22 protein-coding genes are annotated in these 26,508 nt (G+C 69.5%); 14 read left to right on the top strand and 8 right to left on the bottom strand.

Annotated elements, in window-relative coordinates; all coding sequences use genetic code 11:
- Position 1 precedes the first annotated feature (1 nt).
- From ABMY26_RS23425 to ABMY26_RS23410, 4 genes are all read right to left on the bottom strand, one after another.
- The gene (locus tag ABMY26_RS23425; RefSeq protein WP_372397025.1) at positions 2-1,159 is read right to left on the bottom strand and encodes an MFS transporter; all 1,158 of its coding nucleotides are present in this window, start codon (positions 1,157-1,159) and stop codon (positions 2-4) included.
- Entirely contained in the window at positions 1,156-2,493 is a 1,338-nt protein-coding gene (locus ABMY26_RS23420) for a protease (protein ID WP_372397024.1), read from the bottom strand. Before ABMY26_RS23420 ends, ABMY26_RS23425 begins: the two co-directional genes overlap by 4 nt.
- A gap of 122 nt (positions 2,494-2,615) precedes the next feature.
- Entirely contained in the window at positions 2,616-4,535 is a 1,920-nt protein-coding gene (gene mutL / locus ABMY26_RS23415) for a DNA mismatch repair endonuclease MutL (RefSeq protein WP_372397023.1), read from the bottom strand.
- A 57-nt stretch (positions 4,536-4,592) separates the two neighbouring features.
- Entirely contained in the window at positions 4,593-4,958 is a 366-nt protein-coding gene (locus ABMY26_RS23410) for a hypothetical protein (protein ID WP_372397022.1), read from the bottom strand.
- A 298-nt stretch (positions 4,959-5,256) separates the two neighbouring features.
- Here ABMY26_RS23410 and ABMY26_RS23405 point away from each other — a divergent pair, with 298 nt between their 5' ends.
- Positions 5,257-6,477, top strand: a complete 1,221-nt coding sequence (locus ABMY26_RS23405; protein ID WP_372397021.1) for a DUF3095 family protein — start codon at positions 5,257-5,259, stop codon at positions 6,475-6,477.
- 86 nt (positions 6,478-6,563) lie between these two features.
- On the opposite strand, the gene ABMY26_RS23400 is transcribed toward ABMY26_RS23405, so the two are convergent.
- Positions 6,564-7,004: a YccF domain-containing protein gene (locus ABMY26_RS23400; protein ID WP_372397020.1), complete on the bottom strand. Its 441-nt coding sequence runs from the start codon at positions 7,002-7,004 to the stop codon at positions 6,564-6,566.
- A 358-nt stretch (positions 7,005-7,362) separates the two neighbouring features.
- Between ABMY26_RS23400 and ABMY26_RS23395 the strand changes: the two genes are divergently transcribed.
- Positions 7,363-7,911, top strand: coding sequence for a hypothetical protein (locus tag ABMY26_RS23395; RefSeq protein ID WP_372397019.1), 549 nt, complete (start codon positions 7,363-7,365; stop codon positions 7,909-7,911).
- 216 nt (positions 7,912-8,127) lie between these two features.
- Positions 8,128-8,817, top strand: coding sequence for an alpha/beta fold hydrolase (locus ABMY26_RS23390; RefSeq protein WP_372397018.1), 690 nt, complete (start codon positions 8,128-8,130; stop codon positions 8,815-8,817).
- Between the two features lie 134 nt (positions 8,818-8,951).
- Here ABMY26_RS23390 and ABMY26_RS23385 read toward each other — a convergent pair whose 3' ends face one another.
- Together ABMY26_RS23385 and ABMY26_RS23380 are read right to left on the bottom strand one after the other, a co-directional pair.
- Complete coding sequence (locus ABMY26_RS23385) at positions 8,952-9,623, bottom strand: LuxR C-terminal-related transcriptional regulator (protein WP_372397017.1); 672 nt, start codon at positions 9,621-9,623, stop codon at positions 8,952-8,954.
- A 246-nt stretch (positions 9,624-9,869) separates the two neighbouring features.
- Entirely contained in the window at positions 9,870-10,550 is a 681-nt protein-coding gene (locus tag ABMY26_RS23380; RefSeq protein ID WP_045580620.1) for a response regulator transcription factor, read from the bottom strand.
- Positions 10,551-11,207: 657 nt separating this feature from the next.
- On the opposite strand from ABMY26_RS23380, the gene ABMY26_RS23375 reads away from it, so the two are divergent.
- The 11 genes from ABMY26_RS23375 to ABMY26_RS23325 all read left to right on the top strand — a co-directional run bounded on the left by ABMY26_RS23375 (position 11,208) and on the right by ABMY26_RS23325 (position 25,078).
- Positions 11,208-13,553 (top strand): ATP-dependent helicase, encoded by a 2,346-nt coding sequence (locus ABMY26_RS23375; RefSeq protein ID WP_372397016.1) that lies wholly within the window; start codon positions 11,208-11,210, stop codon positions 13,551-13,553.
- Positions 13,554-13,656: 103 nt separating this feature from the next.
- Positions 13,657-14,853 carry a hypothetical protein gene (locus tag ABMY26_RS23370; protein ID WP_372397015.1) on the top strand — a complete coding sequence of 399 codons (1,197 nt, stop codon included), beginning with the start codon at positions 13,657-13,659 and terminating at the stop codon, positions 14,851-14,853.
- A gap of 123 nt (positions 14,854-14,976) precedes the next feature.
- On the top strand, positions 14,977-15,867 hold the full coding sequence (locus tag ABMY26_RS23365; protein ID WP_372397014.1) for a 50S ribosomal protein L11 methyltransferase: 891 nt from the start codon (positions 14,977-14,979) through the stop codon (positions 15,865-15,867).
- 80 nt (positions 15,868-15,947) lie between these two features.
- Positions 15,948-16,418, top strand: coding sequence for a TerB family tellurite resistance protein (locus ABMY26_RS23360; protein ID WP_372397013.1), 471 nt, complete (start codon positions 15,948-15,950; stop codon positions 16,416-16,418).
- Positions 16,419-16,590: 172 nt separating this feature from the next.
- On the top strand, positions 16,591-18,642 hold the full coding sequence (locus ABMY26_RS23355) for an aminopeptidase P family protein (protein WP_372397012.1): 2,052 nt from the start codon (positions 16,591-16,593) through the stop codon (positions 18,640-18,642).
- 277 nt (positions 18,643-18,919) lie between these two features.
- Positions 18,920-19,285, top strand: coding sequence for a chemotaxis response regulator CheY (locus ABMY26_RS23350; RefSeq protein ID WP_012974572.1), 366 nt, complete (start codon positions 18,920-18,922; stop codon positions 19,283-19,285).
- Between the two features lie 133 nt (positions 19,286-19,418).
- The gene (locus tag ABMY26_RS23345) at positions 19,419-20,591 is read left to right on the top strand and encodes a protein phosphatase CheZ (RefSeq protein WP_372397011.1); all 1,173 of its coding nucleotides are present in this window, start codon (positions 19,419-19,421) and stop codon (positions 20,589-20,591) included.
- Between the two features lie 209 nt (positions 20,592-20,800).
- Positions 20,801-21,526: a protein phosphatase CheZ gene (locus ABMY26_RS23340; protein WP_372397010.1), complete on the top strand. Its 726-nt coding sequence runs from the start codon at positions 20,801-20,803 to the stop codon at positions 21,524-21,526.
- Positions 21,527-21,730: 204 nt separating this feature from the next.
- Positions 21,731-23,152, top strand: coding sequence for a threonine synthase (gene thrC, locus ABMY26_RS23335; RefSeq protein WP_372397009.1), 1,422 nt, complete (start codon positions 21,731-21,733; stop codon positions 23,150-23,152).
- The gene (locus ABMY26_RS23330; RefSeq protein WP_372397008.1) at positions 23,149-24,408 is read left to right on the top strand and encodes a M16 family metallopeptidase; all 1,260 of its coding nucleotides are present in this window, start codon (positions 23,149-23,151) and stop codon (positions 24,406-24,408) included. The genes thrC and ABMY26_RS23330 overlap by 4 nt, the downstream gene beginning before the upstream one ends.
- 79 nt (positions 24,409-24,487) lie before the next feature.
- Positions 24,488-25,078, top strand: coding sequence for a GNAT family N-acetyltransferase (locus ABMY26_RS23325; RefSeq protein WP_372397007.1), 591 nt, complete (start codon positions 24,488-24,490; stop codon positions 25,076-25,078).
- Positions 25,079-25,090: 12 nt separating this feature from the next.
- Here ABMY26_RS23325 and ABMY26_RS23320 read toward each other — a convergent pair whose 3' ends face one another.
- Complete coding sequence (locus tag ABMY26_RS23320) at positions 25,091-26,485, bottom strand: peptidoglycan -binding protein (protein WP_372397006.1); 1,395 nt, start codon at positions 26,483-26,485, stop codon at positions 25,091-25,093.
- Positions 26,486-26,508 lie beyond the last annotated feature (23 nt).

Here is a 26,508-nt window from a genome sequence, read left to right as displayed (position 1 = left end):
ATCAGGCGGCCGCCTTCCGCGACATCACCGCCGATGCGGTGAAGGCGAGGCAGGCCGCCGCCGCGAAGAAGGCGAGGCCATGGACGGAGAGTTCCATTGCCAGCCCGGCCAGCACCGGCCCCAGCAGCGCGCCCACGCCCCACATCAACCCCATCACCGCATAGATGCCGACGAGGTCGGCCCCCTGGAACCGGCTGCCGACGATGGCGAGCATGATGGTGTAGATGCCGACGAAGGCGCCGCCCCAGACGAACAGCAGGCCGTAGGTGGCGATCTCGCTGGCGAGCGCGAAGGGCCAGGCCAGGGCGCCGGCCGCCGCGCCGGCCGCCAGCACGGTGACGAGCGTGCGGCGGTCCATCTTGTCGCCCAGCCAGCCGATCGGCAGTTGCAGCAGGATGGCGCCGATCATCATGCAGGACATCAGGCTGGTGGCGCCGCTGTCCGACCAGCCGAGATTGCCGGCATAGATCGCCAGGAAGGACAGGCCGGCGGTCTCGATCGCCGCGTTCAGCACGATGGCGGCGATGGCGACCGGCGCCAGCCGGATGAAATAGAGCGGGCTTTCCCGCGACGGCCGGTCGAAGGCCGGCGCCGTCACCGCTGGCGAGGCGACGAACAGCGCCGCCAGCAACGCCACCCCCGCCCCGACGAAATAAGGCAGGGCGGTCGCCGAGCCCAGCAGCGACAGCATCAGCGGGCCGAGCGCGAAGCCGACCGAAAGCGCGGCGGTGTAGACGGCCATCGCGCGGGCACGGGTCGATTCGGTGCTCAGGCTGTTGGTCCAGGTCTCCGACAGGACGAACAGCGTTTCCGACGCGGCGCCCAGCAGGATGCGCAGCGGGAACCACAGCCAGACCGGCATCGCCGGAAAGGCCATCAGCAGGACTGCGGCCCCGACCAGCGCCAGCACGACCAGGCGGCGGATGCCGGCCCGCGCCACGATGCGCGGCAGCAGCACGGCCATCGCCAGCACGCCGAGCGCATGCATCGCCGCGTTGGCGCCGATGGTCAGGTCGTCCAGGTTGCGCCGCGACAGGTCCAGCGCGATCAGGGCGGCGCTCAGGCTGTAGGTCAGGCCGAACATCATCGCGGTGGCGATGACCGCCGCTCGCGACAGCAGAAGGCCGCGGGCCGGGAGGGGAGTGCCGCTGTCGGTCATGATGCCGCCGTTTCCATGTCGTCGTTGCCGGATCGCAGCTGTTTCACGAAGCCGCGGAAGCGTTCGGTCCAGGACAGGCTTGGCCGGTCGACGATGCGCGACAGCGCCCGCGCGTAGTCGAGCACGAAGCCGGGGGTCCAGCTCATCGAATTCGCCCGGCTGCGGATCAGCGACGCCATCCAGACATCCGGGTTCATCAGCAGACCGGCGAGTTTCAGCCAGGGGAAGCGGGTGGCGAGCGCCCCCTCCAGCGTGGCGTCGAGCGCGGAGGCGACCACGACCGAGCAGTTGCGGTTCGCGAGGTTGTAGGTGTTGTCCTGGCGGTAGCCCGCCCAGAACGCCCGCAGGCGGCGCAGGTCGTAGTGCCACAGCTCGACGCTGGCGTCGGCGGGCTGCCAGTCGGCGACCTCCTCGGCATAGGAGGGCAGGAAGCGTCCGGCCACGTCGTTTTCTGCGCCGGCCCGCAGGGCGGTCAGGATGCTGACGCTGGACCGGTCGACCTCCACCGCCGGATAGTGGCTGATATAGAGGTCGGGCGCCAGTTCCAGCGCGCTGTGGCCGGTCGACACCACGCCGTTGCGGTCGATGGCGGCGACATAGCGGTCGAGCACCGGCCGGCGGTCCACCGGCGCCGAAGCGGAGCCGACCGCCGTCCAGATCCGGACGACCAGCGGCCGGTCATGCTGTTGGGGGGCCGGATCGTCGCCCACCAGCACCGGCGCGTTGTCGTACCAGCCGCGGCTGGAGAAGATCGGCAGGTTGAGGATGGCCGCCTCGTCCTCCAGCGTCCGCAGCATCAGCCCGAGCCGCAGCAGGAGCCAGCCCGACAGGCCGAGGAACAGCCCGACGCACAGCGGCGTGTTGCTGTCCCGCGGCAGCGGCCAGCCAGCCAGGATCATCGCCGACAGCGCCAGCTCCGCCGCTCCGTAGAGCGCGAAGAGGCCCCAGCCGCGGACGCGGAAGACATGGGCGGCGGCGACCCGGTTCAGCCCGTCGGCGGCGAAGACGACGGCGAAGGGCAGGGCCAGCGCCCAGTCGCTCAGCAGGGGAGAGGTCAGGACCAGCGCGCCGGCGACGATCGCTCCGCCGGCCTTGGCCAGCGCGAGGCGCCGGTCGGCCCCGCCCGCGGCCGACAGCCCACCCAGCAGCGCGAGCAGTCCGCCGGCGATGAACGCCACGCCCAAGGCCGCGTAGGTCAGCGCGGCGACGATGCCCGACATGCCGGCGGCCAGCGCCAGCCCGAGCCCGATCAGCAGGACCCCGACGATGGCGATGACATGCCATCGGGACCGGAAGGATTTGGGGCCGATCAGCAGGAACGCCAGCTTCAGCATCGCACTATCCGAACGCGGTGGTGTGCAACACCTTATATCGGGGAGGGTCGCCCGGTGAAGCCCTACTGTAAGAGTGGGAATTGTTATCGGACCCGGCTATCGGTGCCAGTTGCCGGCGCCCTCTAGCGGCGCCCGAACAGCCGCTCGATGTCGGCCAGCTTCAACTCGACATAGGTCGGGCGGCCGTGGTTGCACTGGCCGCTGTGCGGAGTCGCCTCCATCTGCCGCAGCAGGGCGTTCATCTCGTCGACGCTCAGGCTGCGGCCGGCGCGGACCGAGCCGTGGCAGGCCATGGTGGCGCAGACCTCCTCCAGCCGCTCCTTCAGGGAGAGGGCGTCGCCCAGTTCGGACAGCTCCTCGGCAAGGTCGCGGATCAGGTTCTTGACGTCGGACTGGCCGAGAAGGGCCGGCACCTCGCGCACCATGACGCAGCCGTTGCCGAAGCCCTCGATCACCAGCCCCAGTTCGGCCAGTTCGGCGGAACGGGCCAGCAGGCGGTTGGCCGACGGTTCGTCCAGCTCGATCAGTTCGGGGATCAGCAGGGCTTGGCGCTTGACGCCGCCCTCCAGCAGGGCGGTCTTCATCCGCTCATAGACCAGCCGTTCATGGGCGGCATGCTGGTCGACGATGACGATGCCCTCGCGGGTCTGCGCCACGATGTAGGTGGTGTGGACCTGAGCCCGCGCCGCGCCCAGCGGGTGGCTGTCGGGCGGCGGCTCCGGCCTCTGGGCGGACTGGTCCGGCTGCCGGTATTCCGGCGGGCGCGCGGCCGGGGCGAAGCCGTTGCCGAAGCCGCTGAGCCGGCCCTGCAGCGGCGGCAGGCCGGTCTGCAGCGGTGCCTGGAAGGCGGCCGAACGCTCGGCCAGCCCGCGCGGCACGGCGGCCGGCGTGTAGGAACCGCTCCAACTGCTCCCCGCACCGCTGCCGGCCCGTCCATAAGGCAGGGGGGAGGGCGTGACGACGCCGTCGTCCGGCGACATGCCGGCCGACTCCGGCCGCAGGGCGCCCAGCGTCGCCAGACCGACGGTGGTGGAGGCGCGGTGCCCGGCCTCGGCCAGCGCGTGCTTCAGCGAGCCGACGATCAGCCCGCGCACCAGCCCCTGATCGCGGAAGCGAACCTCGGCCTTCGCCGGATGGACGTTGACGTCGACCTCCTGCGGGTCGATCTCCAGGAACAGGGCCAGCATCGGATGGCGGTCGCGCGGCAGGAAATCGGCATAGGCGGCGCGGACGGCGCCGACCATCAGCTTGTCGCGCACCGGGCGGCCGTTGACGAACAGGTGCTGGTGCTTGGCCGTCGGGCGGTGCAGGGTGGGCAGGCCGATCCAGCCGGCCAGCGCCACGCCTTCGCGCTCGGCCCGGACCGGCACCGCATTCTCCTGGAAATCGCGGCCCATCAGCGCGCCCAGCCGGGTCAGCCGGGCGTCCAGCAGTTCGCCCTGGGCCGCGCTCAGCCGCAGGCCGCCGCGTCCGCCGTCGCTGAGCGTGAAGGCAACCCCGGGATGGGCCATCGCCAGCCGTTCCAGGCAATCGGCGATGTGGTCGTATTCGGTGCGTGGCGCCTTCAGGAACTTCAGCCGGGCCGGCACCGCGGCGAACAGGTCGCGCACCTCGATCCGCGTGCCATGGGCCAGGGCCGCCGGCTGTGGCGCACCCTTGGCCCCGGCATCCACCGTCAGGCTCCAGGCGCTGTCGGCGCCGCGGGCGCGGCTGGTGATGGTCAGGCAGCTGACGGCGCCGATGGAGGGCAGCGCCTCGCCCCGGAAGCCCAGCGAGCGGATGTCGAGCAGATCGTCGCCCGGCAGCTTGGAGGTTGCATGGCGTTCGACCGCCAGCGACAGCTCGTCCGCGGTCATGCCGCAGCCGTCGTCTGTGACGGCGATCAGCGACTTGCCGCCGTCGCGTGCCACCACGTCGATGCGGGTGGCGCCGGCATCGATGGCGTTCTCCACCAGCTCCTTCACGGCGGCGGCGGGACGTTCGACCACTTCGCCGGCGGCGATGCGGTTCACCAGGGTTTCGGGCAGCAGTCGGATCGGCATGTCCATAGATATAGTGGGCTGCCGCCGGCAACACCACCATCTTCGGACATGGTCCGCTTACAGGCCCTTCCAGGCCTTCAGATAGTCGATCAGCTTGCGCTCATAGAAGGGCTGGGGCGACTGGTAGCGGGCGACGAGGCCGGCTTCTTCGGTCAGTTTCACCACGATGCCGATGCAGCCGATGTCCACCGGGTCGCCGCCGATGTCGAACACCAGATGGAAGTCGAACTTCTGCTTGGCGATCAGGTCGCCGTCATAGGGACGGATGCGGAAGGAGCCCATGACGAACTCCTCCGGAACATAATCATGGTGGTCGATCACGATCTTGGGCGGCGTCGACGGGCGTTCCCGCCGGCTGTCGCCTGCTGCCTTCCCATCACCGGCCGCCTTGTTGCCTCCGGAAAAAATCGACAGCCAAGACATGAACAGCAGCGTCCTCTTGTTTCCGAGGCAGGTTTCCTAAGCCTGGGTTTCCGAAGCCTGAAACCGTCCCGACACATTGGGGCAGTTTCAGGCGGACAGTCTTTAGTAATAGTTAATGGCCTGAACGACGGTTACGATTCTGTAATTTCCGAACCGCGGAGACGATGGAGCACCGGTGGCGGAAGGACGGCACCGGAACTTCGCATCTGCGAAGACGCCAGTACGTCCTGCCGCGATGGTTGCGGCCATGATAGGCTGCCCAGCCGTCCCGCCATGCCCCGTTCGTGAGGGTGCCGTCATGTCCGCTTTGCCGGTGATCCATGATTTCGCCGCCGAGGCGTCGGACCCCGGCCGCTATGCCGCCCTCGATGGCGATTGGTCGCTGGCGGTGGCCGATGTCACCGGCAGCACGCGGCTGGCCGGACAGGGGCGGCACCGCGACGTCAATTTCGTCGCCGCCGCCGTGGTCGCGGTGCTGTCGGCGGCGGTGCGCGCCGGGGACGACCCGGTCGCCTGCCAGTTCGGCGGCGACGGCGCCATCGCCGCGGTCCCGCCGGGACGGGAGGAGGCGGCACGCGTGGCGCTTGCCGCGCTTGCCGATTGGTCGGCCGGGGTGATGGACGTGCCGTTGCGCGTCGGCCTGGTGCCGGTGCGGGCGCTGCTCGACCATGGGCTCGAGGTGCTGGCCGCCCTGCATGATTTCGGCAACGGCAACTGTTTCGGCCTGTTCCTGGGGGCCGGCGTGGTGGCCGCCGACGCCTGGGTGAAGGACGATGCGCGCTGGCGCCTGACGCCGCGGCCGGGACCGCTGCCGGGACTGGAGTCGGTCTCCTGCCGCTGGAATCCGGTGCCGCCGCGTCGGGGCATGGTGCTGTGCGTGATCGTCGACGCGGTCGATCCCGGTGCGGCCGGGCTGGGCGAGCTGGCCCGTATCCAGCGTGCCATCGAGGCCATCGTGCCCACCGCCGGAGCTGCGCCACTGGGCAGCGGCACGCGGCTGGAAGCGCGCTGGCCGCCGGCATGGCGTGCCCTGCTGATGGAGGCGCGCGGCACCGGCGGCAATGGCAGCGGCATGGGCGGCGGGCGTCTTGGATGGGGTGTCCAGACCCGGCGGATCGCCTCGGCCCTGGCGACTTCGGCTCTGCTGGTGCTGTTGCTGAAGCTGGGCCTGAAACTGGGGCGCTTCGATCCGGAGGATTACCGCCATCGCATGGCCGAGCGCACCGACTTCCGGAAATCGGCGGGCGGGCCGCGGCTGGTGCTGGACGTGACCCTGGCGGAAGCGGACGCCATCGAAGCGCTGCTGGCCCAGGCGGCGGAGGCCGGCACGATCCGCTACGGCACCGCAAGGGCAGACGCGACGACGGTGACCTGCTTGGTGGGCGACGTGACCGCCGACCGTCATGTCCATTTCGTCGATGGGGCCGATCTGGGTTTCTGGCGCGCGTCGGTCATGCTGAAGGCGATGAAGGCGCGGGACCAGCCTCTCGTCCGGACCGTCATGCCGGTCCCACCCTGAGGAGGGGGCGGGTGCCGGCACTGCGATGACGGCACTGCGATGACGGGGGGATCACGCGGTCCTGTCGCACCGCCCGCGGCGGACGGTCAGATGCGGCCCATCATGCGGCGGCGTCCGGCGTCCTCGGACGGCACGATCTCGGTTCCGACCGGCCACAGCGCCAGCAGGGCCAGCTTCAGATGCGCCCAGGCGAAGGGCAGGCCGATGATGGTGATGGCCAGACCGACCGCGGAAATCAGGTGGCCGAGCGCCAGCCACCAGCCGGCCAGCACGAACCACACCACGTTGCCGATGAAGCCGAGCGCGCCGGTGCCCATGTCTTCGCGCCCGCGGAACTCATCGCGGCGCACGGCGGTTTGTCCAAAGGGGAGCAGGGTGTACCAGGCGATGGTCACGGCGGAGCGGGCCCAGGGCAGTCCGACGATGGACAGCGCCATCAGCACCGCGGCGAGCAGCCAACCGAGCGCCATCCAGATGCCGCCCGTGACCAACCACAGGACATTGAGGAGAAGACTGACCAGAGGCATGAGACTGACCCTCCCTTTCGCCGCACATGTGGGGACGGTCCCATCCGTCTCCCAGATCGGATCGCGTAAAATCGGAATCGATGTGAAGCGTGGCTCCGATCGCCGGACCAGCGGCTGCGGAGGGTGGCGCCTCTCAGGGAATCGGATTTTGCAAGCGAAAGCCCGGCGGGCGCCGAACGGGGGCACTCCTTCCGGTGGCGCGAAAGAGGGGGAGGCCCGGTCCTTCAATGCCTTGAACCGGTTCCGCCGGATCCACAGATCCAGAGACAGGCATCATGACGACGCGTACGGACGGGTCCTCCGCCGACAGCACCGCCGGCGGACCGCCCGCTTCCGGATCACACCGATCGGAGGCCGCATGAACGAGGCTTTGAACACCGACGCCGGCGCCGATGCGCCGAACCTGCCGCGCGACGGCGAATCGCTGTCGCCGGTGGTCGCGGCCATCCTTGGCACCGCCCTCACGGCCGCGGCGAAGCGCGGCGGCAGCGGGGACGTCGTCCGCGGGCTGATCGCCGGCCTGCGCATCCTGCGCGCCACCGTCGAGGAGGAGGCCGGCTACACCATGGCCGCGGCGGTCGACAACGCCATCCGCACCCGGCTGCTGGCCGACAATCTGTCGCGGCTGCGCGTGAGCGGACAGACGCCCCAGGCCGTGCCCTTGCCCGGTCCGGGGCCGGGGAGCAGCGCCGCCGCCGCCATCTTCGAAAGCGCTGCCGAATCCTGCCTGACCGTCAACGCCCATGCCGAGGACAACGGGCCGCTGGAACATGCGGTCTTCGCCTTCACCGCGCAGTTGCTGCAACAGCTGGGCGGGGCACCGGAATGGCGCAGCCTGGCAGGCGAACTGCGACGGCCGCTGGCTGTCGCCCCCAATGGGGAGGAGGATGAAGTGACGCTGCATTGACCCGGCGCCGGCGGCACCGGGAAGAGGCCGGTTTTCCGTTGCTTTTGAGCCGTTTCATGCATGCTTGAAACCTTTTGCGGGCAGGACCGCCCCAAGGGGCGCGTTAAAGGTTCTGCCCGATTTATCGAACGGGACGACGTGCGTCGGGCTTCGATAGGGTTGGCTTCGGCGATGGGACCGTCCCATCGCGGAATGCCAGCATCGGGGATCCCGACCGTGTTCTTTCACACCCAGCCTTCCACCGTCCGCACCGGACGGGCAGACTCCGCCCGCTTCCCGGTGAAGGGTACGGTACCGGACGGCACGGATCCCTGGGCCGGAGAACGGAACGGAGATCGTGCGGGCGATCCGTGGGGGCGGCGGGTGGTCTTCCTCCATCCCGGCAAGGGCGCCTGGTGGCGCCTGCTCGACCATGTGCCGGCGGGCCAGGAATGGCTGACGGTGCCCGCCGCCGCCGGTGCGGCGCGGCTGTCGCCCCTGCTGGTGGAGCGTGGCGGACGCCGGCCGGTGCTGGTGGCCGGCGCGGTGACGGCACCGCTGGCCATCGCCGTGGTGCTGGACCGTCCCGATCTGGTCGGCGGGGTGATGATCGTCGACGATGCCGGTGCCTGTTCGCCATTGCGCCGGCAGTGGAACGCCCTGGCAGCACGCTTCGGCCGGGTTTCCCCCGATGGGCTGGGCGAGCTGGAATCCGAATTGCCGGCCTTGCAGGTGCCGGTGACGCTGATGCAGGGCAGCGACCCGGCGGACCTTTTCACCCGGCTGGAAAACGGGTTGACCGGTTGCCGCACCCTGACCGTCGTCGCGGTTCCCGATGCCGCGGCGATCCGCCCGCGCACCCACGCGGCCGAACTGCGCGGCGCCCTGGCGGCGCTGATCGCCGCGGTGGAGCGGGCGCGCCGGTGACAGGCACGCCCGCTCATCCCGGCCCGTTTATTCAGGCCGCCCGTCTTCCTCGCGGAGGCGGGTGGCAAGGCATGCGCCTGCGCTCAATTCGACAGGGAATTCGACGGGCGCGCGGGGCGGCGGGCCGTCCGGCGTCAGAAGCTCTGCGCGGTGAGGGCCGCCTGGGTGCGGTTGCGCACGCCCAGATGCCGCAGGATGGCGGTGACGTGAACCTTCACGGTGCCTTCCGTCAGCCCCAGTTCGTGGGCGATCTGCTTGTTGGATTTGCCGTCGCGCAGGCGGGCCAGAACATCGCGCTGGCGTGGCGTCAGCTGGTCGCCGTTGCCGTTCCCCAGCGGCGCGGAATCGTCCATCTGTTCGCCGGAACCGTTGCCGCCATGACCGCCATGGGCCTGGTCGACGCGGTCGCCGCCGCGGATGGCCTGCTCGGGCAGGTAGATGCCGCCGGCGAGCACCAGTTGCAGGGCGCCCAGCAGCACCTTGGCACTGGAGGATTTGGGGATGTAGCCGGCGGCGCCGTTCTCCAGCGCGGCCAGCAGGTCGGAGCGCTTCTCCGATCCCGAGACCACCACCAGCAGCGCCTTCGGCAGGTTGGCGTGGATGTCGCCCAAGGCCGAGAAGCCGGTCCAGCCGGGCATGCCGAGGTCGAGCAGGATCAGGTCGAAGAGCCGCGTCCCGTCGCACAGGGAAAGCACCTCGTCATAGGTGCTGGCCTCGAAGAACGTCATGTCGGCATCGAATTGCGCCAGCAGGCGGCGCAGACCGTCTCGGAACAACAGGTGATCGTCGGCGATCAGCACGTTCATCGCGGGCATTTCCAGATGTTGCGGCGATGGGACGCCGGGGTGGCGCCATCGGCCCGGACGTTCACATAAGCATGGTCATTCCGGCCCTGTAGCCCGCTTTTGGTCTTAGGCCGGTTCCTCTATGCCCGGCGCCCGCTCCGCGGGTCGTCCGGCACCCGCTCCGCCAGCCGCCGCCCCCGGATGGAGGGGCGGACGGCCATGGCGGACGTCGGACCGGAAGTCGGAAGAAAGCGGCAGGCCGGCGGATCAGACGGTGGCGGCGACGCCGGCCTCGGCGGTCTGGTCGCCGATGCCGTTGTTCAGCGCCCAGATGGCGGCCTGGGTGCGGTTCGAGGCGTTGATCTTGCGCAGCAGGCTCTTCAGGTGAACCTTCACGGTGGCTTCCGTGATGTTCAGGTGGTTGGCGATCATCTTGTTGCTGTTGCCGTTCAGCAGGCAGCGCAGGATCTGGACCTCGCGCTGCGACAGGCCCTTGCGGCGGGTCGGCAGTTCGGTCCCCATGTCGTCGGTGCGGCCGCTGACCAGCAGCGCGGCGAGATGGGTCGGGAACACCTTCTCACCCATCATCACCAGCTTCAGCGACTGCATCAGCGCCTCGCAGGCGATGTCCTTCAGCAGATAGCCGCCGGCGCCGGCGCCGAGTGCGGCCGAAAGGCGGCGGGTGCACAGGTCGTTGGTCAGGATGACGATCCGGATCGACGGATGGGCTTCGCGCAGCACGCGCATCGCCTCGACCTCCTCATCGGCGCCGCTCGGCAGGTCGATCAGGATCAGGTCGGGGGTGGTGCCGGTGTCGAGCGACGACAGCCCCTCGCGCAGGGTGCCGGCCTCGCCGACGACGTTGAAGGGCGTGCCTTCGAACAGGCGCTTCATGCCTTCACGGAAGAGCTTGTTGGCGTCGATGAGGAAAACGTTGATGGCATCCATGGTCGCAGCCCGCCTTTTGTTCCGTTCCGATCGATGTGGCGCCGAATGGCGCATCCGGGGCATCCCCGACCGTCGCTCCTGCGTCCGGTCCGCTTCCCCGTCAGGGTGCGGGGGTGCCTCGTTGTGATCCATAGATACCCCCGATTTGCGCGCTGCAAAATTTCGCTTAGGTAAATTTCGCGTCCAGCAATGGGCATATGCCGTAAGACCGGATAAGACAAGATGCGGTCATAATTGTGTTTTCTCTGGTCTGTAGGAGTAACTGCCTGTGACATAAACGGGGAAATCGTTAACGTGCTTCCCTTGATTTGATCGGGACTCTGAGCATAAGCGCCCTGAGACTTGATTATCGGCAGGAATAAGCCATGGACGACTGTTCCGTCGCCCGGTCGGTAGAGGCGTATGGCTGCACCATCGGCCTTTCGGCCTAAGCGGAATTCGTCACAATGCCGTAGAGCGGCCCGTTCCGGCCATCCCCACACGGAGTGCTGGAACCCCGTCCGCCCCGGGTGCGCCGCGAGGCGCGTCGCCAGAATGGGTGCGATGGCCTCTCACGGGGTTCGTGGACGCGCGGCCTGTGCTATATACGTTCCAATCGCAAGACAGCATTCCCATGCTTGCGCTGAGTTTTCTCCTTATCCCCAGGCCGGGCCGCCCATGTCAGACGCGTACGACGACGATCCGCTGAGCCACGCCGCTCCCCCCGCAGCCTCTTCCGCCGCCCTGGCGGCCGCGGTGCAGCGCTTCGCCTATCTGGACGGGTTGAACCCGACCCAGCGGGCGGCGGTGGAGGCGCTGGACGGTCCGGTGCTGGTGCTGGCCGGCGCCGGCACCGGCAAGACGCGGGTGCTGACCACCCGGCTGGCCCATCTGCTGATGACGCGCCGCGCCGCCGCCTTCCAGATCCTGACGGTGACCTTCACCAACAAGGCCGCCCGCGAGATGCGCGAGCGCGTCGCCCACCTGATGGGGATCGAGCCGGAGGGTTGGTGGCTCGGCACCTTCCATGCGCTGGCCGCCCGCATCCTGCGCCGCCATGCCGAGCTGGTCGGGCTGAAGTCGAACTTCACCATCCTCGATACCGACGACCAGGTCCGGCTGATCAAGCAGCTGCTGGAAGCCGAGAACATCGATTCCAAGAAATGGCCAGCCCGCCAGGTGCTGGGCGCCATCGAGCGCTGGAAGGACCGCGGCCTGACCCCCGACCGCCTCGCGGACAGCGACGGCGGCGACGTGGCCGGCGGCCGGGTGGTGGCGATCTACCGCGCCTACCAGGATCGGCTGCGCACCCTGAACGCCTGCGACTTCGGCGACCTGCTGCTGCACAACCTGTCGATCTTCCAGGGCCACCCGGACGTGCTGGCCGAGTATCACCGCAAGTTCAGGTATATCCTGGTCGACGAGTACCAGGACACCAACGTCGCCCAGTATCTCTGGCTGCGCATCCTGTCGCAGGCGCACAAGAACATCTGCTGCGTCGGTGACGAGGACCAGTCGATCTATGCCTGGCGCGGTGCCGAGATCGGCAACATCCTGCGTTTCGAAACCGACTTCCCCGGCGCCACCATCGTCAAGCTGGAGCAGAACTACCGCTCGACCGGCCATATCCTGGCCGCCGCTTCCGGCCTGATCGCCAACAACCAGGGCCGCCTCGGCAAGACCCTGTGGACCGAGGCCGACGGCGGCGAGCCGGTGAAGGTCAAGGCGGTGTGGGACGGCGAGGAGGAGGCGCGCTGGGTCGGCGAGGAGATCGAGGCGCTGCAGCGCAAGGGCACGCCGCTGTCGCAGATCGCCGTCCTGGTCCGCGCCGGCTTCCAGACCCGCGAGTTCGAGGAGCGTTTCATCACGCTCGGCCTGCCCTACAAGGTGCTCGGCGGCCCGCGCTTCTACGAGCGGCAGGAAATCCGCGACGCGATGGCCTATTTCCGCGTGGTGAATTCCAGTGACGACGACCTCGCCTTCGAGCGCATCGTCAACCTGCCCAAGCGCGGTGTCGGCCCGGCGGCGATGCAGACCCTCTACACCGCGGCGCGGGCACGCGGGCTGTCGCTGACCGAGGCCGGCTGGCTGCTGACCGAAACGGACGAGCTGAAGCCGAAGCTGCGCGCCACCCTGCGCGGCCTGCTGCAGGACTTCTTCCGCTGGCGGACGCTGATGGAGACGGTGCCGCACACCGAGCTCGCCCGTAGCATCCTGGACGAGTCCGGCTATACCCGCATGTGGCAGGAGGACAAGACGCCCGAGGCGCCCGGCCGGCTGGAGAACCTGAAGGAACTGGTCACCGCCATGGCGGAGTTCGAGAACCTGCCGGGCTTCCTGGAGCATGTCGCGCTGGTGATGGAGAATGCCGAGGCCGCCGGGATCGAGCAGGTCACGGTGATGACCCTGCACGGCGCCAAGGGGCTGGAGTTCGACCGTGTCTTCCTGCCGGGCTGGGAGGAGGGCGTGTTCCCCAACCAGCGCGCGCTCGACGAGACCGGCATCGCCGGGCTGGAGGAGGAGAGGCGGCTGGCCTATGTCGGCCTGACCCGCGCGCGTCGCCGCGCCTATGTCAGCCACGCGGCCAACCGGCGGCTCTACGGCAGTTGGGTCAGCTCCATCCCGTCGCGCTTCGTCGACGAGCTGCCGCAGGACAATGTGGAGATCGAGGCGGCCAACGGCCTGTTCGCCGGCAGCGGCGGGCGCGGCGGCTTTGCCGGCGGGGCGGCAGGCTACGGTGCCGGCGGAATGGGCGGGGGAATGGGGGGCGGCTTCCAGTTCCGCGGCTCCACCCGGCAGGCTCCGGCGCCAAAGACCATCACGCTCGACCAGGGCGCCTATGCCGCGGCGCCGCGTCCGCGGCCCGACGCGCCCTTTGCCAAGGGTGCGCGCGTGTTCCATCAGAAATTCGGTTACGGCACCGTCATCGCGGTGGCGGAGGACAAGCTGGAGATCGAGTTCGACCATTCCGGTGCCAAGAAGGTGATGGACAGTTTCGTCGTCCCCGCCGACAAGGCGACCTGACCCTCGGGGTGGACGGTTTGCCGCACTGTGACGGTCGTCACAGCGCCTGCAGGCCGTCGTGGTCCAGGATTGCAGGACTGCAACAGCACCGGGGGCTTCCGCCGTGTTCGGGACGGGCAGCATCAGTTTCGAGGTGCAGAGTCGCCGCGAGGGCCGTTGGCTCATCGAGGGCGCCTACACCGACCAGGAGTCGGCGCTGTCCGCCGCCCGCTCGCAGCTGGCGGCCCCCGGCGTCGACGAGGCGAAGGTGGTGAAGTTCCGCACTGTCGCCGGGCTGTCGCTGGAAACGGTGATCCTGCACAAGACCGCGGTCCGGTCCCAGCACAAGGGGCTGACCCTCGGCGGCACGGCGGAGGGGGCGCCGCTCTGCCGCGAGCCGGACGATCTGCGGAGCTTCGAGAGCCGGGTGGTGATCGGCCGGCTGCTGCGCCCCTATCTGGATGCCCAGCGCGTCACCCCGACCGAACTGCTGCATTCCTGGCCGCTGTTCCGCCGGCTGGACGAGCAGGGGGCGCTGCTGGGCGCCGCCATCCACGCCATCGCCCGCCACCATGCCGACCTCCACGGCGTATCGCACGCCGCCCGCGCCCGCGAACTGCGCCAATTGGTGGAGGCGGTCACCGGGGCTGCCCGCGATGCGCTGGCCGAACGGCGCCGGCTGCCCCGCTTCGATGCCGACGACCTGCCTGCGACCAGTCGCCGCATCTTCGAGGCGGTGGGGGAAGCCGGCCATGACGCCCTGTTCCTGACGCTGCTGTCCCAGCACCTGGAGTCGGGCGGCCCGCTTGCAGGCAAGCTCGACCTGCTGCTGGCGATGATGGGCGACGGGGCCGTGCCCCGCCATCTGGCGCTGCTGGATGGGGTGGTGGCCGACGTCATGGGGTCCGCCGACACGGTGAAGGAGCTGCTTGGGCCGCAGGCCAGCCTCCATGACGGTCTCTGCGCACTGGCCGACGGCCTGTTCGACCGCGACCCCGACCCGGCGCTGGCGCCGATGGCGGCATCGCTTCGCCGGGTCTGCCGCCTGGCCTTCCAAGGCCGTGCGCCACAAAGCCGCAGCGTGCTGGTGGATCGCCTGCGCCGGAGCATCGCCACCGACCAGCCCCTCGACCGCCGCGACGCCAAGGCGGAAGGCGCGCTGACCCGCGGCCTTGCCGACCGGCTGAAGGGAGCCGACGGCCTGACGCTCGGCGGTGCGGGGATGGAGAAGGCATTGGAAGGCCGCCTGCTGCGCCATCGCCAGACGGTCCTGCGCGCCCAGGGCATGCACGACATCGCCGACCGGCTGTCGGCGCGATGAGGCCGGGTCGCTAGGACGGCTGCGATAGGGATCGTCCCCGACAACCGGAAGCCTTGGTCTCGCTCCGGCTTGATGCTAAAAACGCCGCCTCTGTTCACGCGTCGTCGTCGGAAAGCCCCTGTCATGTCGCAAACCCCGCTCTGGCGCATCGCGCTTGTCGTTCCCGAATCCCATGTGCCGGCCTTCGCCGAAGCGGTGGGCGACCATGCCGATGCGGTGTCGACCTTCGAACTGGAGGAGGGCGGAGACTGGCTGGTCGAGGCGACGCTGTACGGCCCCCCCGACGTACCGCGCCTTCAGTCCCGCGTTGCCGTGCTGGCCAAGGCGCTGGGCATCGACGAGCCGAGGCTGGCGGTGGAGAACCTGCCGCCGATCGACTGGGTGTCGCACAGCTACCAGGGCTTCCCGCCGATTCGCGCCGGGCGCTTCTTCGTCCACGGCTCGCACCATGAGGGCACCGTTCCCGCCGGCAGCATCCCGCTGCTGGTCGATGCCGCCACCGCCTTCGGCACCGGCGAGCATGGCTCGACCAACGGCTGCCTCCAGGCGCTCGACCGGCTGTCGCGCCACCTGAAGCTGCCGCGCGGCGGCCGGCGCGGGGCGCTCGACATGGGCTGCGGCTCCGGCATCCTGGCGCTGGCGGTTGCCAAGCGCTGGCGCGTCGCCGTGACCGCCGTCGACATCGACCCGGAGGCGGTGCGCGTCACCCGCATCAACGCCGCGCTGAACGGGGCGAAGAACAGCATCCGCGCCCAGGGCGGCGACGGCTACAACACCCGCATCGTCGGGCGGCACAAGCCCTACACCCTGATCACCGCCAACATCCTGGCCCGCCCGCTGTCGCGCATGGCGCCGCAGCTGCGCCGCCACCTGAAGAAGGGCGGCTATGCCGTGCTGGCCGGCCTGCTCAACCGGCAGGAGCGCCACGTCATCCAGGCGCACCGCAACCAGGGCCTGCGGCTGGTCGCCCGCATCCCGGTCGGGGAATGGACCACTCTTGTGGTCAAGCGTTAAGCCGGGGGCCGTTGAAACCAAAGGGCCGGATTGCGATTTCCCCTAGGGACGATGTCCCGACACAGTCCTGGGGAGCCACCATGCTGAACCGCATCCGGTCCTTGTTCGCAGGCGACGAGGGCGCCGAGCCGGGCGAGGACGCCCTGCAGGCCGCCGCCGCCGCCCTGATGGTCGAGGCCGCGCGCACCGACGACACCATCACCCAGGCGGAGCGCGACCGCATCATGGCCGCCGCCCGCCGCCACTTCCAGCTGAGCGAGGAGGAGGCGCAGGACCTGCTGTCCGCCGCCGTGTTCGACACGGAGGACGTCTCCCCCTACCACCGCTATGTCACCGTCATCCTGGAGCGCTGCCCGCCCGGCCGGCGCCTGTGGATCGTCGAGATGCTGTGGGAGGTCGCCTACGCCGACGGCGTGCTGAACGACCTGGAGGCCAGCCTGCTGCGGCGGATCGGCGGGCTGCTGCACGTCTCAGACGTCGAGCGCGGCGAGGCGCGCAAGCGCGTGCTGGAACGGCTGGGACTGCCCGACGACGCGGGGTTGCCGGTTTAGGGGAGTTCGCCCCCACCCTGACCCTCCCCCGCCCAGCGAGGGAGGATAGGTGGGGGCTACCCGCCGTACCCGACCACCCCAACCGCCATGGACGCAGCACCGCCGCTTGCGCAGACCCGGCCGGGTGCCTAGCCTGGGGACACAGGCTCCACCCTTCCGAGGAATCCGTTCCGTGCCCAGCGCGAACCACTCCGGCGCTTACCGTGGCGACGACGCCCTTGCGACCCTGCTGACCGAGGCCGGGACCGGCCGCACCCCCGCGGACGTCCGCGCGCTGCTCGCCGGCGTGCTGGCGGCGCCGGAGGCGGAGGATGCGGCGGCCTGGCTGGTGCTGGTCGGCGAGAACTTGCCGCCCGCGCTGGCCGACCAGCTCCAGGCGCTGAAGGCGCTGCTGGCTGCCGAGCCGCAGCCGGCCCGCCCCGGTCCGGCGGAGCGGCTGGCCGCCCTGCGCGCCGCGCTGAAGCGCCGCGACCTCGACGGTTTCATCGTCCCGCGCGGCGACGAGCATCAGGGCGAATATGTGCCGCCGCGTGCCCAGCGGCTGGCCTGGATGACCGGCTTCACTGGCTCCGCCGGCAACATGCTGGTCACCGCCGACCGCGCCGCCATCTTCGTCGACGGCCGCTACACGCTCCAGGTCCGGGCCGAGGTGCCGGCCGACCTCTATGAATACCGGCATCTGGTCGAGGATCCGCTGACCGACTGGATCGTCGCGGCGCTGCCCGGCGGCGGGCGGTTCGGCTTCGATCCCTGGCTGCACACCATCGGTTGGGTGGAGAAGACCCGCCCCGTCCTGGAGCGCGCCGGCATCCTGCTGCTCCCCTGCGAGGACAATCCGGTCGATTCCGTCTGGCAGGGCCAGCCGCCGTCCCCGCTTACCCCCGTCGTGCCGCAGGACGAGGCCTTCTCCGGCGAAAGCTCCGCCGACAAGCGCGGCCGTCTGGCCGAGGAGCTCGGGCGCAAGGGCGTCGCCGCCGCGGTGCTGACCCAGCCCGACAGCATCGCCTGGCTGCTCAACATCCGCGGCGCCGACGTGCCCTGCACCCCGCTGCCGCTGTCCTTCGCCATCCTGTCGGCGGACGCGTCGGTCGACCTGTTCCTGGACGGTCGCAAGCTGGCGCCGCAGACCCATGCCCATCTCGGCAACCGGGTGCGCGTGCGGCCGGTGGAGGAGTTCGGGCCGGCGCTGGACGCCGTCGCCCGCGGCTCCGCCCGTGTGCTTGCCGACCCGTCCTGTACCTCGGCCTGGATCGTCGACCGCCTGCAGCTGGCGGGGGCGAGGGTGGAGCGCGACGGCGACCCCTGTGCCCTGCCCAAGGCCTGCAAGACCGAGGCGGAGCTGGCCGGCACCCGCGCCGCCCACATCCGCGACGGCGCCGCCATCGTCCGCTTCCTGCGCTGGTTCGCGGAGGAGGCGCCGAAGGGCGGGCTGACCGAACTGGCGGTGGTGGAGCGGCTGCTGGCCTTCCGCCGCGAGAACGAGCGTTTCCGCGGCGTCAGCTTCGACACCATCGCCGGGGCCGGGCCGAACGGTGCCATCGTCCATTACCGCGTCACCCCGGAGACCGACCGCCGGCTGGAGCCGGGCAGCCTGTTCCTGCTCGACAGCGGCGCCCAGTATCTCGACGGCACCACCGACGTCACCCGCACGCTGGCGGTGGGCGACCTCGCCCCGGAAACCGCGGCGGAGATGCGCGACCGCTTCACCCGCGTGCTGAAGGGCCACATCGCCCTGTCCACCGCCCGGTTCCCGCGCGGCACGACCGGCTCGCAGCTCGACGCGCTGGCGCGGCTGCCGCTGTGGCAGGCCGGGCTGGACTACGACCACGGCACCGGCCACGGCGTCGGCAGCTTCCTGTCGGTGCATGAGGGGCCGCAGCGCATCTCCAAGATCGGCAACAGCGTGGCGCTCCAGCCCGGCATGATCCTGTCGAACGAGCCCGGCTACTACAGGACCGGCGCCTACGGCATCCGCATCGAGAACCTGATCGTCGTGGAGCCGCTGGAGGCGGAGGGCGAACTGGCGGGGGCCGAGCGGCCGATGCTGGGGTTCCGGCCGCTGACCTTGGTGCCGATCGACCGCAAGGCGATCGAGCCGGCGCTGCTGTCCGGTGCCGAAACCGCCTGGGTCGATGCCTACCACGCCCGCGTGTGCGAGTCGCTGTCCCCCCTGCTGGACGGGGAGACCCGCCGCTGGCTGGAAGCGGCGACCGCGCCCCTGTGAGCTGCGGCACATGACCGGCCGGGGCTCATGACCTGTCATGGGAGCGCTGTCCATCGGGGGCGCTCCCGATGCCGGCCGGGCTGAATCGCCGGAATGCCGATGCTCGTGGTAACACGTTCTTTACCCACCTGCTTCAGTGTGACCCAAGGGGATGACTTTTGGCGGCAGTTAGGGCACTACAGTCGGCATCACTTCCCGGTTTACGGCGCAGCCCCCGCGCCGGGTGGGCGTAACGGCCGGTGAGACACCGGCAACGGAATATTGCGGAGACGTCTAGATGAAGATCCTCGTCGTCGATGATTACGCCACCATGCGGCGCATCGTGCGGAACCTGTTGACCCAGATCGGCTACACCGACATCGACGAGGCCGGCGACGGCGTGTCGGCGTTGGCGAAGCTGCGCGAGAGCAAGTTCGGCCTCATCATCTCCGACTGGAACATGGAGCCGATGACCGGACTGCAGCTGCTGAAGGAAATCCGTGCGGACGCCAAGCTGGCGGCGACCCCCTTCATCATGGTCACCGCCGAGAGCAAGACCGAGAACGTCATCGCCGCCAAGCAGGCCGGCGTGAACAACTACATCGTCAAGCCCTTCAACGCCGACACGCTGAAGCAGAAGATCCAGGCCGTCATCGGCGGCTGATCGGGACGGCCGATCCCGGGGATCGGCCAGCGCGACCGGCCAACGCTGCCGGTTCGGGCGGACGGCGGCTCAAGTCCGGCGCTTCGCCTGCACAGGCGGCGTCTGACGCATCCAGTTTGGGGAGTGGACCGGTTTGGAGCAGCTTCCGCAGCTGTCCGATGAAGAGTTCGAGCAGATCGAGGACGCCATCGCCCGGTCGGCGAAGGGCAGGGCGTTCCTGCGGCGGCTTCACCGGCGGTCCCTCGGGGCCGCGACGGAGGAGGTGCGGGCAATGCTTCAGGAGTTCCGCGACTCCTGGAGCCGGCAGAACGAGGCGGTGGAGGCCGGCAAGCATGTCGGCGTCCTGCGCCGCGAGCTGATGGAGATGGCTGCCTCGATCGAGCAGGCGCGGCGCGAGGTGGCGGCATTGCGGCCCCCGGACGGGTCGGGCGACAAGATCCTGTCCGCCACCAACGAACTGGACGCCATCGTCATCTCGACCGAACGTGCGTCCTTCGAGATCCTGAACTCCGCCGAACGGCTGATGGATCTGGCGGGCAAGCTGCGCGCCAGCGGGGCCGACCCGTCGATGTGCAACGAGATCGACACGCAGGTGAACGACATCTTCACCGCCTGTTCCTTCCAGGATCTGACCGGCCAGCGCACCAGCAAGGTGGTGAACGCGCTCCGCTACATCGAGCAGCGCGTGATGGCGATGATCAGCATCTGGGGCGAGGACGGCCTCGCCGGCATCGTCGTGAAGGAGGAGCAGACCGACAGCCGCCCCGACGCCCATCTGCTGAACGGCCCGCAACTGGACGGCCACGGCGTCAGCCAGGCCGACGTCGACAGCATGTTCGACAGTCCGGCGCCGATGGCCGCGCCTCCGCCACCGCCGCCGCCGGTTCAGGCCGCTCCGGCCAAGGCGAGCCAGGCGGATATCGACAGCATGTTCGATGCTCCGGTTCCGGTCCAGGCTGCACCCGCCGCGGCTCCGGCCAAGGCGAGCCAGGCCGACATCGACGGCATGTTCGATACGCCTTCACCCGCCGCGGCTCCGGCCAAGGCGAGTCAGGCCGACATCGACGGCATGTTCGACGCGCCTTCACCCGCCGCGGCTCCGGCCAAGGCGAGCCAGGCGGACATCGACAGCATGTTCGACGCCCCGGCGCCTGCCGCTCCGCCGGCGAAGAAGCCGGTGCCGAAGCCCCCCGGCGCCGCGCCGAAGGCCAAGGCTCCGCCCAAGCCGGCCGCACCCCCGGCGCCTGTCGCAGCGGAGCCTCCGACCCCGCTCGACCAGGCGGCCATCGACGCCCTCTTCGGATAGGAGGCCGGCCGGCCCGGCCAGTCCGGCAGCCGGCCTGCTTCCACCCGATGTCCCCCAACAGGTCTACCCGACCGGCCGGCCGATTGGCCGGACGGGGCCTGACGAGCCTAACGACACAGAACAGACACGCCAGCAGACACTCCACCGACAATCCATCACACAAGGCCACAGCCGGCCGTTTCCGAGAGGCGGGACCGAGGATGAAGCAGATGACCAAGCCCTTCATGGCCGAGCTTCAGAAAGCCCGCAAGTCCGGGCACCCGTTCCAGGCACTGATCGAGGATGGGGCGGCAGCCGCCGCCCTTCCGGCGCCGACCCAGGTGGTCCAGGCCGACAACACCGAAGTCATCCGGGCGATCGGCGATCTCGGCGCCAAGCTGGACCGCTTCCTCGCAATGGACGCGGCGCAGATCGACCAGATCCAGGTGGAGATCGCCGACATCTCCGGCCGCATCAAGGCGACCAAGGTGGAGATGGCCGCCATCCGCCACCCGCTGGCCGGTGACGACAAGTTCGAGCAGGCCAGCCAGGAGTTGAGCGCCGTCGTCGCCGCGACGGAGGCCGCGACCAACACCATCATGGCCTGCGCCGAAGAGTTGGAAGAGGTGGTCTCGGAGCTGAAATCCTCGCTGCCCGAGGGTTATCACAACGACCGCGTCAACGACATGGTCGACGTCATCGTCCGCATCTACGAGGCCTGCAACTTCCAGGATCTGACCGGGCAGCGCATCACCAAGGTCGTCCGCGCCATGTCCTTCATCGAGGAGCGCGTCGACGCGATGATGGGGCTGTGGAACAAGCGCGAGTTCGAGGCGATGCCGCTCCCGCCGTCGGTCACCAAGAAGGACGAGGATCTCGACCTGCACGGTCCGGCCGAGGCCACCCCCGACAGCGGCAACATCAGCCAGGCCGATATCGACGCCCTGTTCGGGTAAGGGCCTGTCCCGCGGGGCGATGGAACAGGTGAACAGCGCCCGGAAAACCGTTTCACGGCGTTCCAAACGTTCCATCCCCGCTCGGCGGCCCGCGTTCACCAGGCACACCCACGCCGGGGGAATATGCGCCGCGCGTCCCGCACCGCTTGCGTGCGGGCGGGGTCCTCGCTAACTATGCCCACTTCATCGGACGGAGTGGAAACGGTGCGGTACGTCAGCACGCGGGGCGCGGCCCCGGTCCTGGGTTTTGAAGACGTTCTCCTGGCCGGGCTGGCCCGTGACGGCGGGCTTTACGTGCCGGAGAGCTGGCCGCAGTTCACGGCCGACGACATCCGCGCGCTCCGTGGCCTGCCCTACAGCGAGATCGCGGTGCGGGTCATGCTGCCCTTCCTGGGCGGCGCGATCGCCGAGGACGAGTTCCGCGCCATCGCCCGCGACACCTATGCCAGCTTCGACCATGCCGCGGTGACCCCGCTGGTGCAGATCGACCCCACCACCTGGGTGCTGGAGCTGTTCCACGGGCCGACGCTGGCCTTCAAGGACGTGGCGCTGCAACTGCTTGGCCGCCTGTTCGACCATGTGCTGACCAAGCGCGGCGAGCGGGTGACCATCGTCGGGGCCACCTCCGGCGACACCGGCTCGGCCGCCATCGAGGCCTGCCGCGACCGCCGGAACGTCGACATCTTCATCCTGCACCCCAAGGGCCGCACGTCCGAGGTGCAGCGCCGGCAGATGACCAGCGTGCTGTCGCCCAACGTCCACAACATCGCGTTGGAGGGCACCTTCGACGATTGCCAGGATCTGGTGAAGGCGATGTTCAACGACGCCGCCTTCCGCGACCGGATGGGGCTGTCGGCGGTGAACTCGATCAACTGGGCGCGCATCATGGCCCAGATCGTCTATTACTTCACCGCCGCGGTGGCGCTTGGCGCGCCCGAGCGCAAGGTCGCCTTCACCGTGCCGACCGGCAATTTCGGCAACGTCTATGCCGCCTACGGCGCCCGCGCCATGGGGCTGCCGGTGGAGGCGCTGGTGGTGGGCTCCAACAGCAACGACATCCTCGCGCGCTTTTTCGCCAGCGGGGCCATGGTCGCGGCGCCTGTCGTGCCTACCTTGTCTCCCAGCATGGACATCCAGATTTCCTCCAACTTCGAGCGGTTGCTGTTCGACCTGCTCGACCGTGACGGCGCCGCGGTGACGGCGGCGCTGAACCGTTTCCGCACCGAGGGCAAGTTCGCGGTGACCGAGGCCCAGCTCGCCCGCGCACTCGCGATCTTCTCCGGCCATCGGGTGGACGAGGCCGCCACCATGGCGACCGTCGCCGACGTCTGGAAGGGCAGCCTCTATCTGCTCGACCCGCACACGGCGGTCGGCATCGGCGCCGCCCGTGCCGCCGTTGCCGCTGGCCGGGTCGATCCGTCCGTTCCCATGGTGGTGCTTGCCACCGCCCATCCCGCCAAGTTCCCCGACGCGGTGGAGAAGGCGACCGGCCGCCGGCCGGACCTGCCGCCGCGCCTGTCCGATCTTTATGTGCGCGAGGAGCGCCTGTCCGAGCTGCCGAACGATTTGAAGGCAGTGCAGGACTTCGTAACCGCGCGCGCCCGCGCCGCCCAGGAGGCCGCATGAGTTCCATTCGTGTGACGACGTTGCCCAACGGGCTTCGCGTCGCGACCGACACCATGCCCGACGTGCAGTCCGTATCCCTCGGCTGCTGGGTCGGGGTGGGAACCCGCAACGAGGCGGCGAGCGTCAATGGCGTTGCCCATCTCGTCGAGCATATGCTGTTCAAGGGCACCCGCCGCCGCTCCGCCTTCCGCATCTCCGAGGAGATCGAGAATGTCGGCGGGCAACTGAACGCCTACACCACCCGCGAGCAGACCGCCTATTACGCCAAGGTCCTGCACGAGGATGCGCCGCTGGCGCTGGACCTCATCGCCGACATGCTCCAGCACTCGATGCTAGACGCCGAGGAACTGGTGCGTGAGCGGACCGTGGTGCTGCAGGAGATCGGGCAGAGCGCCGACACGCCCGACGACATCATCTTCGACCATTTCCAGTCCACTGCCTATCCGGGGCAGGCCATCGGCCGCCCGGTGCTGGGCTCCGCCGAGATCGTCGGGGCGCTGCCGCGCGATGCGCTGGTCGACTATATCGCCGGCCATTACGGTGCGCCCGGCATGGTGCTGTCCGCCGCCGGCCGGATCGAGCATGACCGGCTGGTCGATCTGGCGCTGAAGGCCTTCGGCGACCTGCCGAGCGGGGCGCCGCCCAAGCCGGAGCCGGCCAGCTACACCGGCGGCGACTTCCGCGAGGACCGCGACCTGGAGCAGATGCATCTGGTGCTGGGCTTCGACGGGGTGGGGGTCCATGATCCGGACTTCTATGCCCATTCGGTGCTCTCCACCCTGCTGGGTGGCGGCATGTCGTCGCGCCTTTTCCAGGAGGTCCGGGAGAAGCGCGGGCTGGTCTATTCGATCTACACCTTCACCGGCGGCTACCATGACGGCGGCCTGTTCGGCGTCTATGCCGGCACTGGCGAGGACGAGGTGGCCGAACTGATCCCGGTCGTCTGCGACGAGATCGCCAAGGTCGGGGCCGACGTCACCGAGGACGAGGTCGCCCGCGCCCGCGCCCAGCTGAAGGCCGGGACGCTTATGGCGCTGGAAAGCACCATGTCGCGCTGCGAGCAGTTGGGGCAGCAGGTGCTGATCTACGACCGCCCGATCCCGGTGGAGGAGATCGTCGCCAAGATCGACGGCGTCGACCGCGAGTCGGTGATCAAGACCGCCGCCCGCCTGCGTACCAGCCGTCCGACCGTGGCTGCCCTCGGTCCCATCGACAAGCTGGAAAGCTACGACCGCATCGCGGAGCGCCTCGCCTGACGATGACGACTGCGGTCGCTGCCCCTCCTTCCGAGCCTCTCTCCCCCTTTTCGGGGGAGAGAGGGGATACGGTCATCCGATGATCCGCCTTCTCGGCAGCGGCCTGATCGGTCCGCCGGCCATGCGGCTCGATGGGCCGCACTGCTACATCCGGCCGCCCCTGCCGCGGGATTGGCGGGAGTGGGCCGACCTGCGCGACGCCTCACGCGGCTTCCTGACGCCATGGGAGCCGACCTGGCCGGCCGATGCGCTGACCCGCACCGCCTTCGCCCGCCGGCTGCGGCGGCAGGCGCAGGAATGGCGCGACGATCTCGGCTACAGCTTCCTGATCTTCGACCGTGCCACCGACGCCCTGGTCGGCGGGCTCGGCCTGACCAACATCCGCCGTGGCGTGGCGCAGATGGGCACGCTCGGCTATTGGGCAGGCCAGCCCCATGCCCGGCGCGGCTACGTGTCCGGCGGTACCCGGCTGGTGCTCGACTTCGCCTTCGGCCAGCTTGGCCTGCACCGGGTCGAGGCCGCCTGCCTGCCGACCAACCTGCCAAGCCGCGGCCTGCTGGAAAAGGTCGGCTTCACCCACGAGGGCTATGCCCGCGGCTATCTGCGGATCGACGGCGCATGGCGCGACCACGTCCTCTACGCCATCCTGCGCGAGGAGTGGAAGGGCTGAGGCCGCCGGTTCCTATCGCTGGTCCAGCTTGATCTCGATCCGGCGGTTCTTCGCCAGCGCTTCGTCTGAATTGCCGGGGTCGAGGGGCTGGAACTCGCCGAAGCCGGCGGCGGCCAGACGTTCCGGCGGAATGCCCTGGTCGATCAGATACTTGACCACCGAGATGGCGCGGGCCGACGATAGCTCCCAGTTGGAGGCGAACTGGAAGCGCACCGGCTTGACGTCGGTGTGGCCGTCCACCCGCAGAACCCAGGCGATGTCCGACGGTATGGCCTTGCCGATCTCGAGCAGAGTGCGGGCGAGGTCGGCCAGCCGCTGCTTGCCGGCCTCTTCCAATGTTGCCGAGCCCGAGGGGAACAGCAGTTCCGATTGGAAGACGAAGCGGTCGCCGACGATGCGGACGTCGGGCCGGCTGCCCAGCGCCTCACGCACGCGGCCGAAGAATTCCGACTTGTAGCGGGCGAGATCCTGCACCTTGGCGGCAAGCGCCTGGTTAAGACGTGCGCCCAACTCTGCGATCTGCACCTTCTGCTCGGACGACGCCTTCTCCGACGCCTCGAGCGCCGCGGCGATGCGGGCCAACTGCTCGCGCAAAGCCAGAAGCTGCTGGTTCAGCAGATCGACCTGCTGCTTGCTCTTCGTCCCCTCCGCCTGCTCGCCGGTCAGGGAGGCCATCAGGTCGCGGATGCGCAGGTCGCGCTGTGCCAATTCCGTCTGCGCCTGGGTGCGGGCGTCGGCCAGTTGGGAGTCGAGGGCCTTGAGCCGGATGTCGCGCTGGTCGATGTCCTTCTGGGCCAGCATCGTCTTTTCGGCAGCGGTGGCCAGCTCCGCTTCCAGCGCCTTGGCGCGGTCGCGGGTGGTGCCCAGCTCCGCAAGCAGGGCCTGGCGCTGCTGCTCGGTCAGTTTGGTCGCGGCGACGGCGGCGGCCAGTTCGCCTTCGAGCTTCTGGCGGGCGTCGCGCAGCGCCTTGATGTCGGCCTGGAGGCTGAGAATCTCCTTCAGCTTCAGGTCCAGGCTTTCACGGTCCACGCGGACGTTGCGTTGCAACTCCTCCAGCGTGCGGGCGGTGCGGTCGCGGTCTTCCTGGAGTTGGCTCAGCGTCAGCGTCATGTCGTCGCGCGAGGCGACGGAGGTCTGCAGTTCGGTCGACAGCTGGGTGATGTTGACCCGCAGGTCGGCGTTGGCATCGCGTTCCATCGCCAGCAGGTCGTTCATCTCCGCGATCTTGCGGTTCAGCACCGTCAGCTGCTCGTCGCGGCCGGTCAGGGCGGAGGCAAGGTAGAATTGCGCCACCACGAAGACCATCAGCAGGAAGATGACGACCATCACCAGCGACGACAGGGCGTCGACCCAGCCGGGCCAGGCGCTGGCGTCGCGATGGCCGTTGCGGCGGCTGAGGCTGGCCATGGTCTCTCCGTTCGGGCGCGAGG

This window comes from Azospirillum sp. HJ39 (assembly GCF_041507355.1).
Taxonomy (GTDB): Bacteria; Pseudomonadota; Alphaproteobacteria; order Azospirillales; family Azospirillaceae; genus Azospirillum; species Azospirillum thiophilum.
Note: the sequence above shows the minus strand (reverse complement) of the source record. Positions and strands in the feature narration are given on the sequence as shown.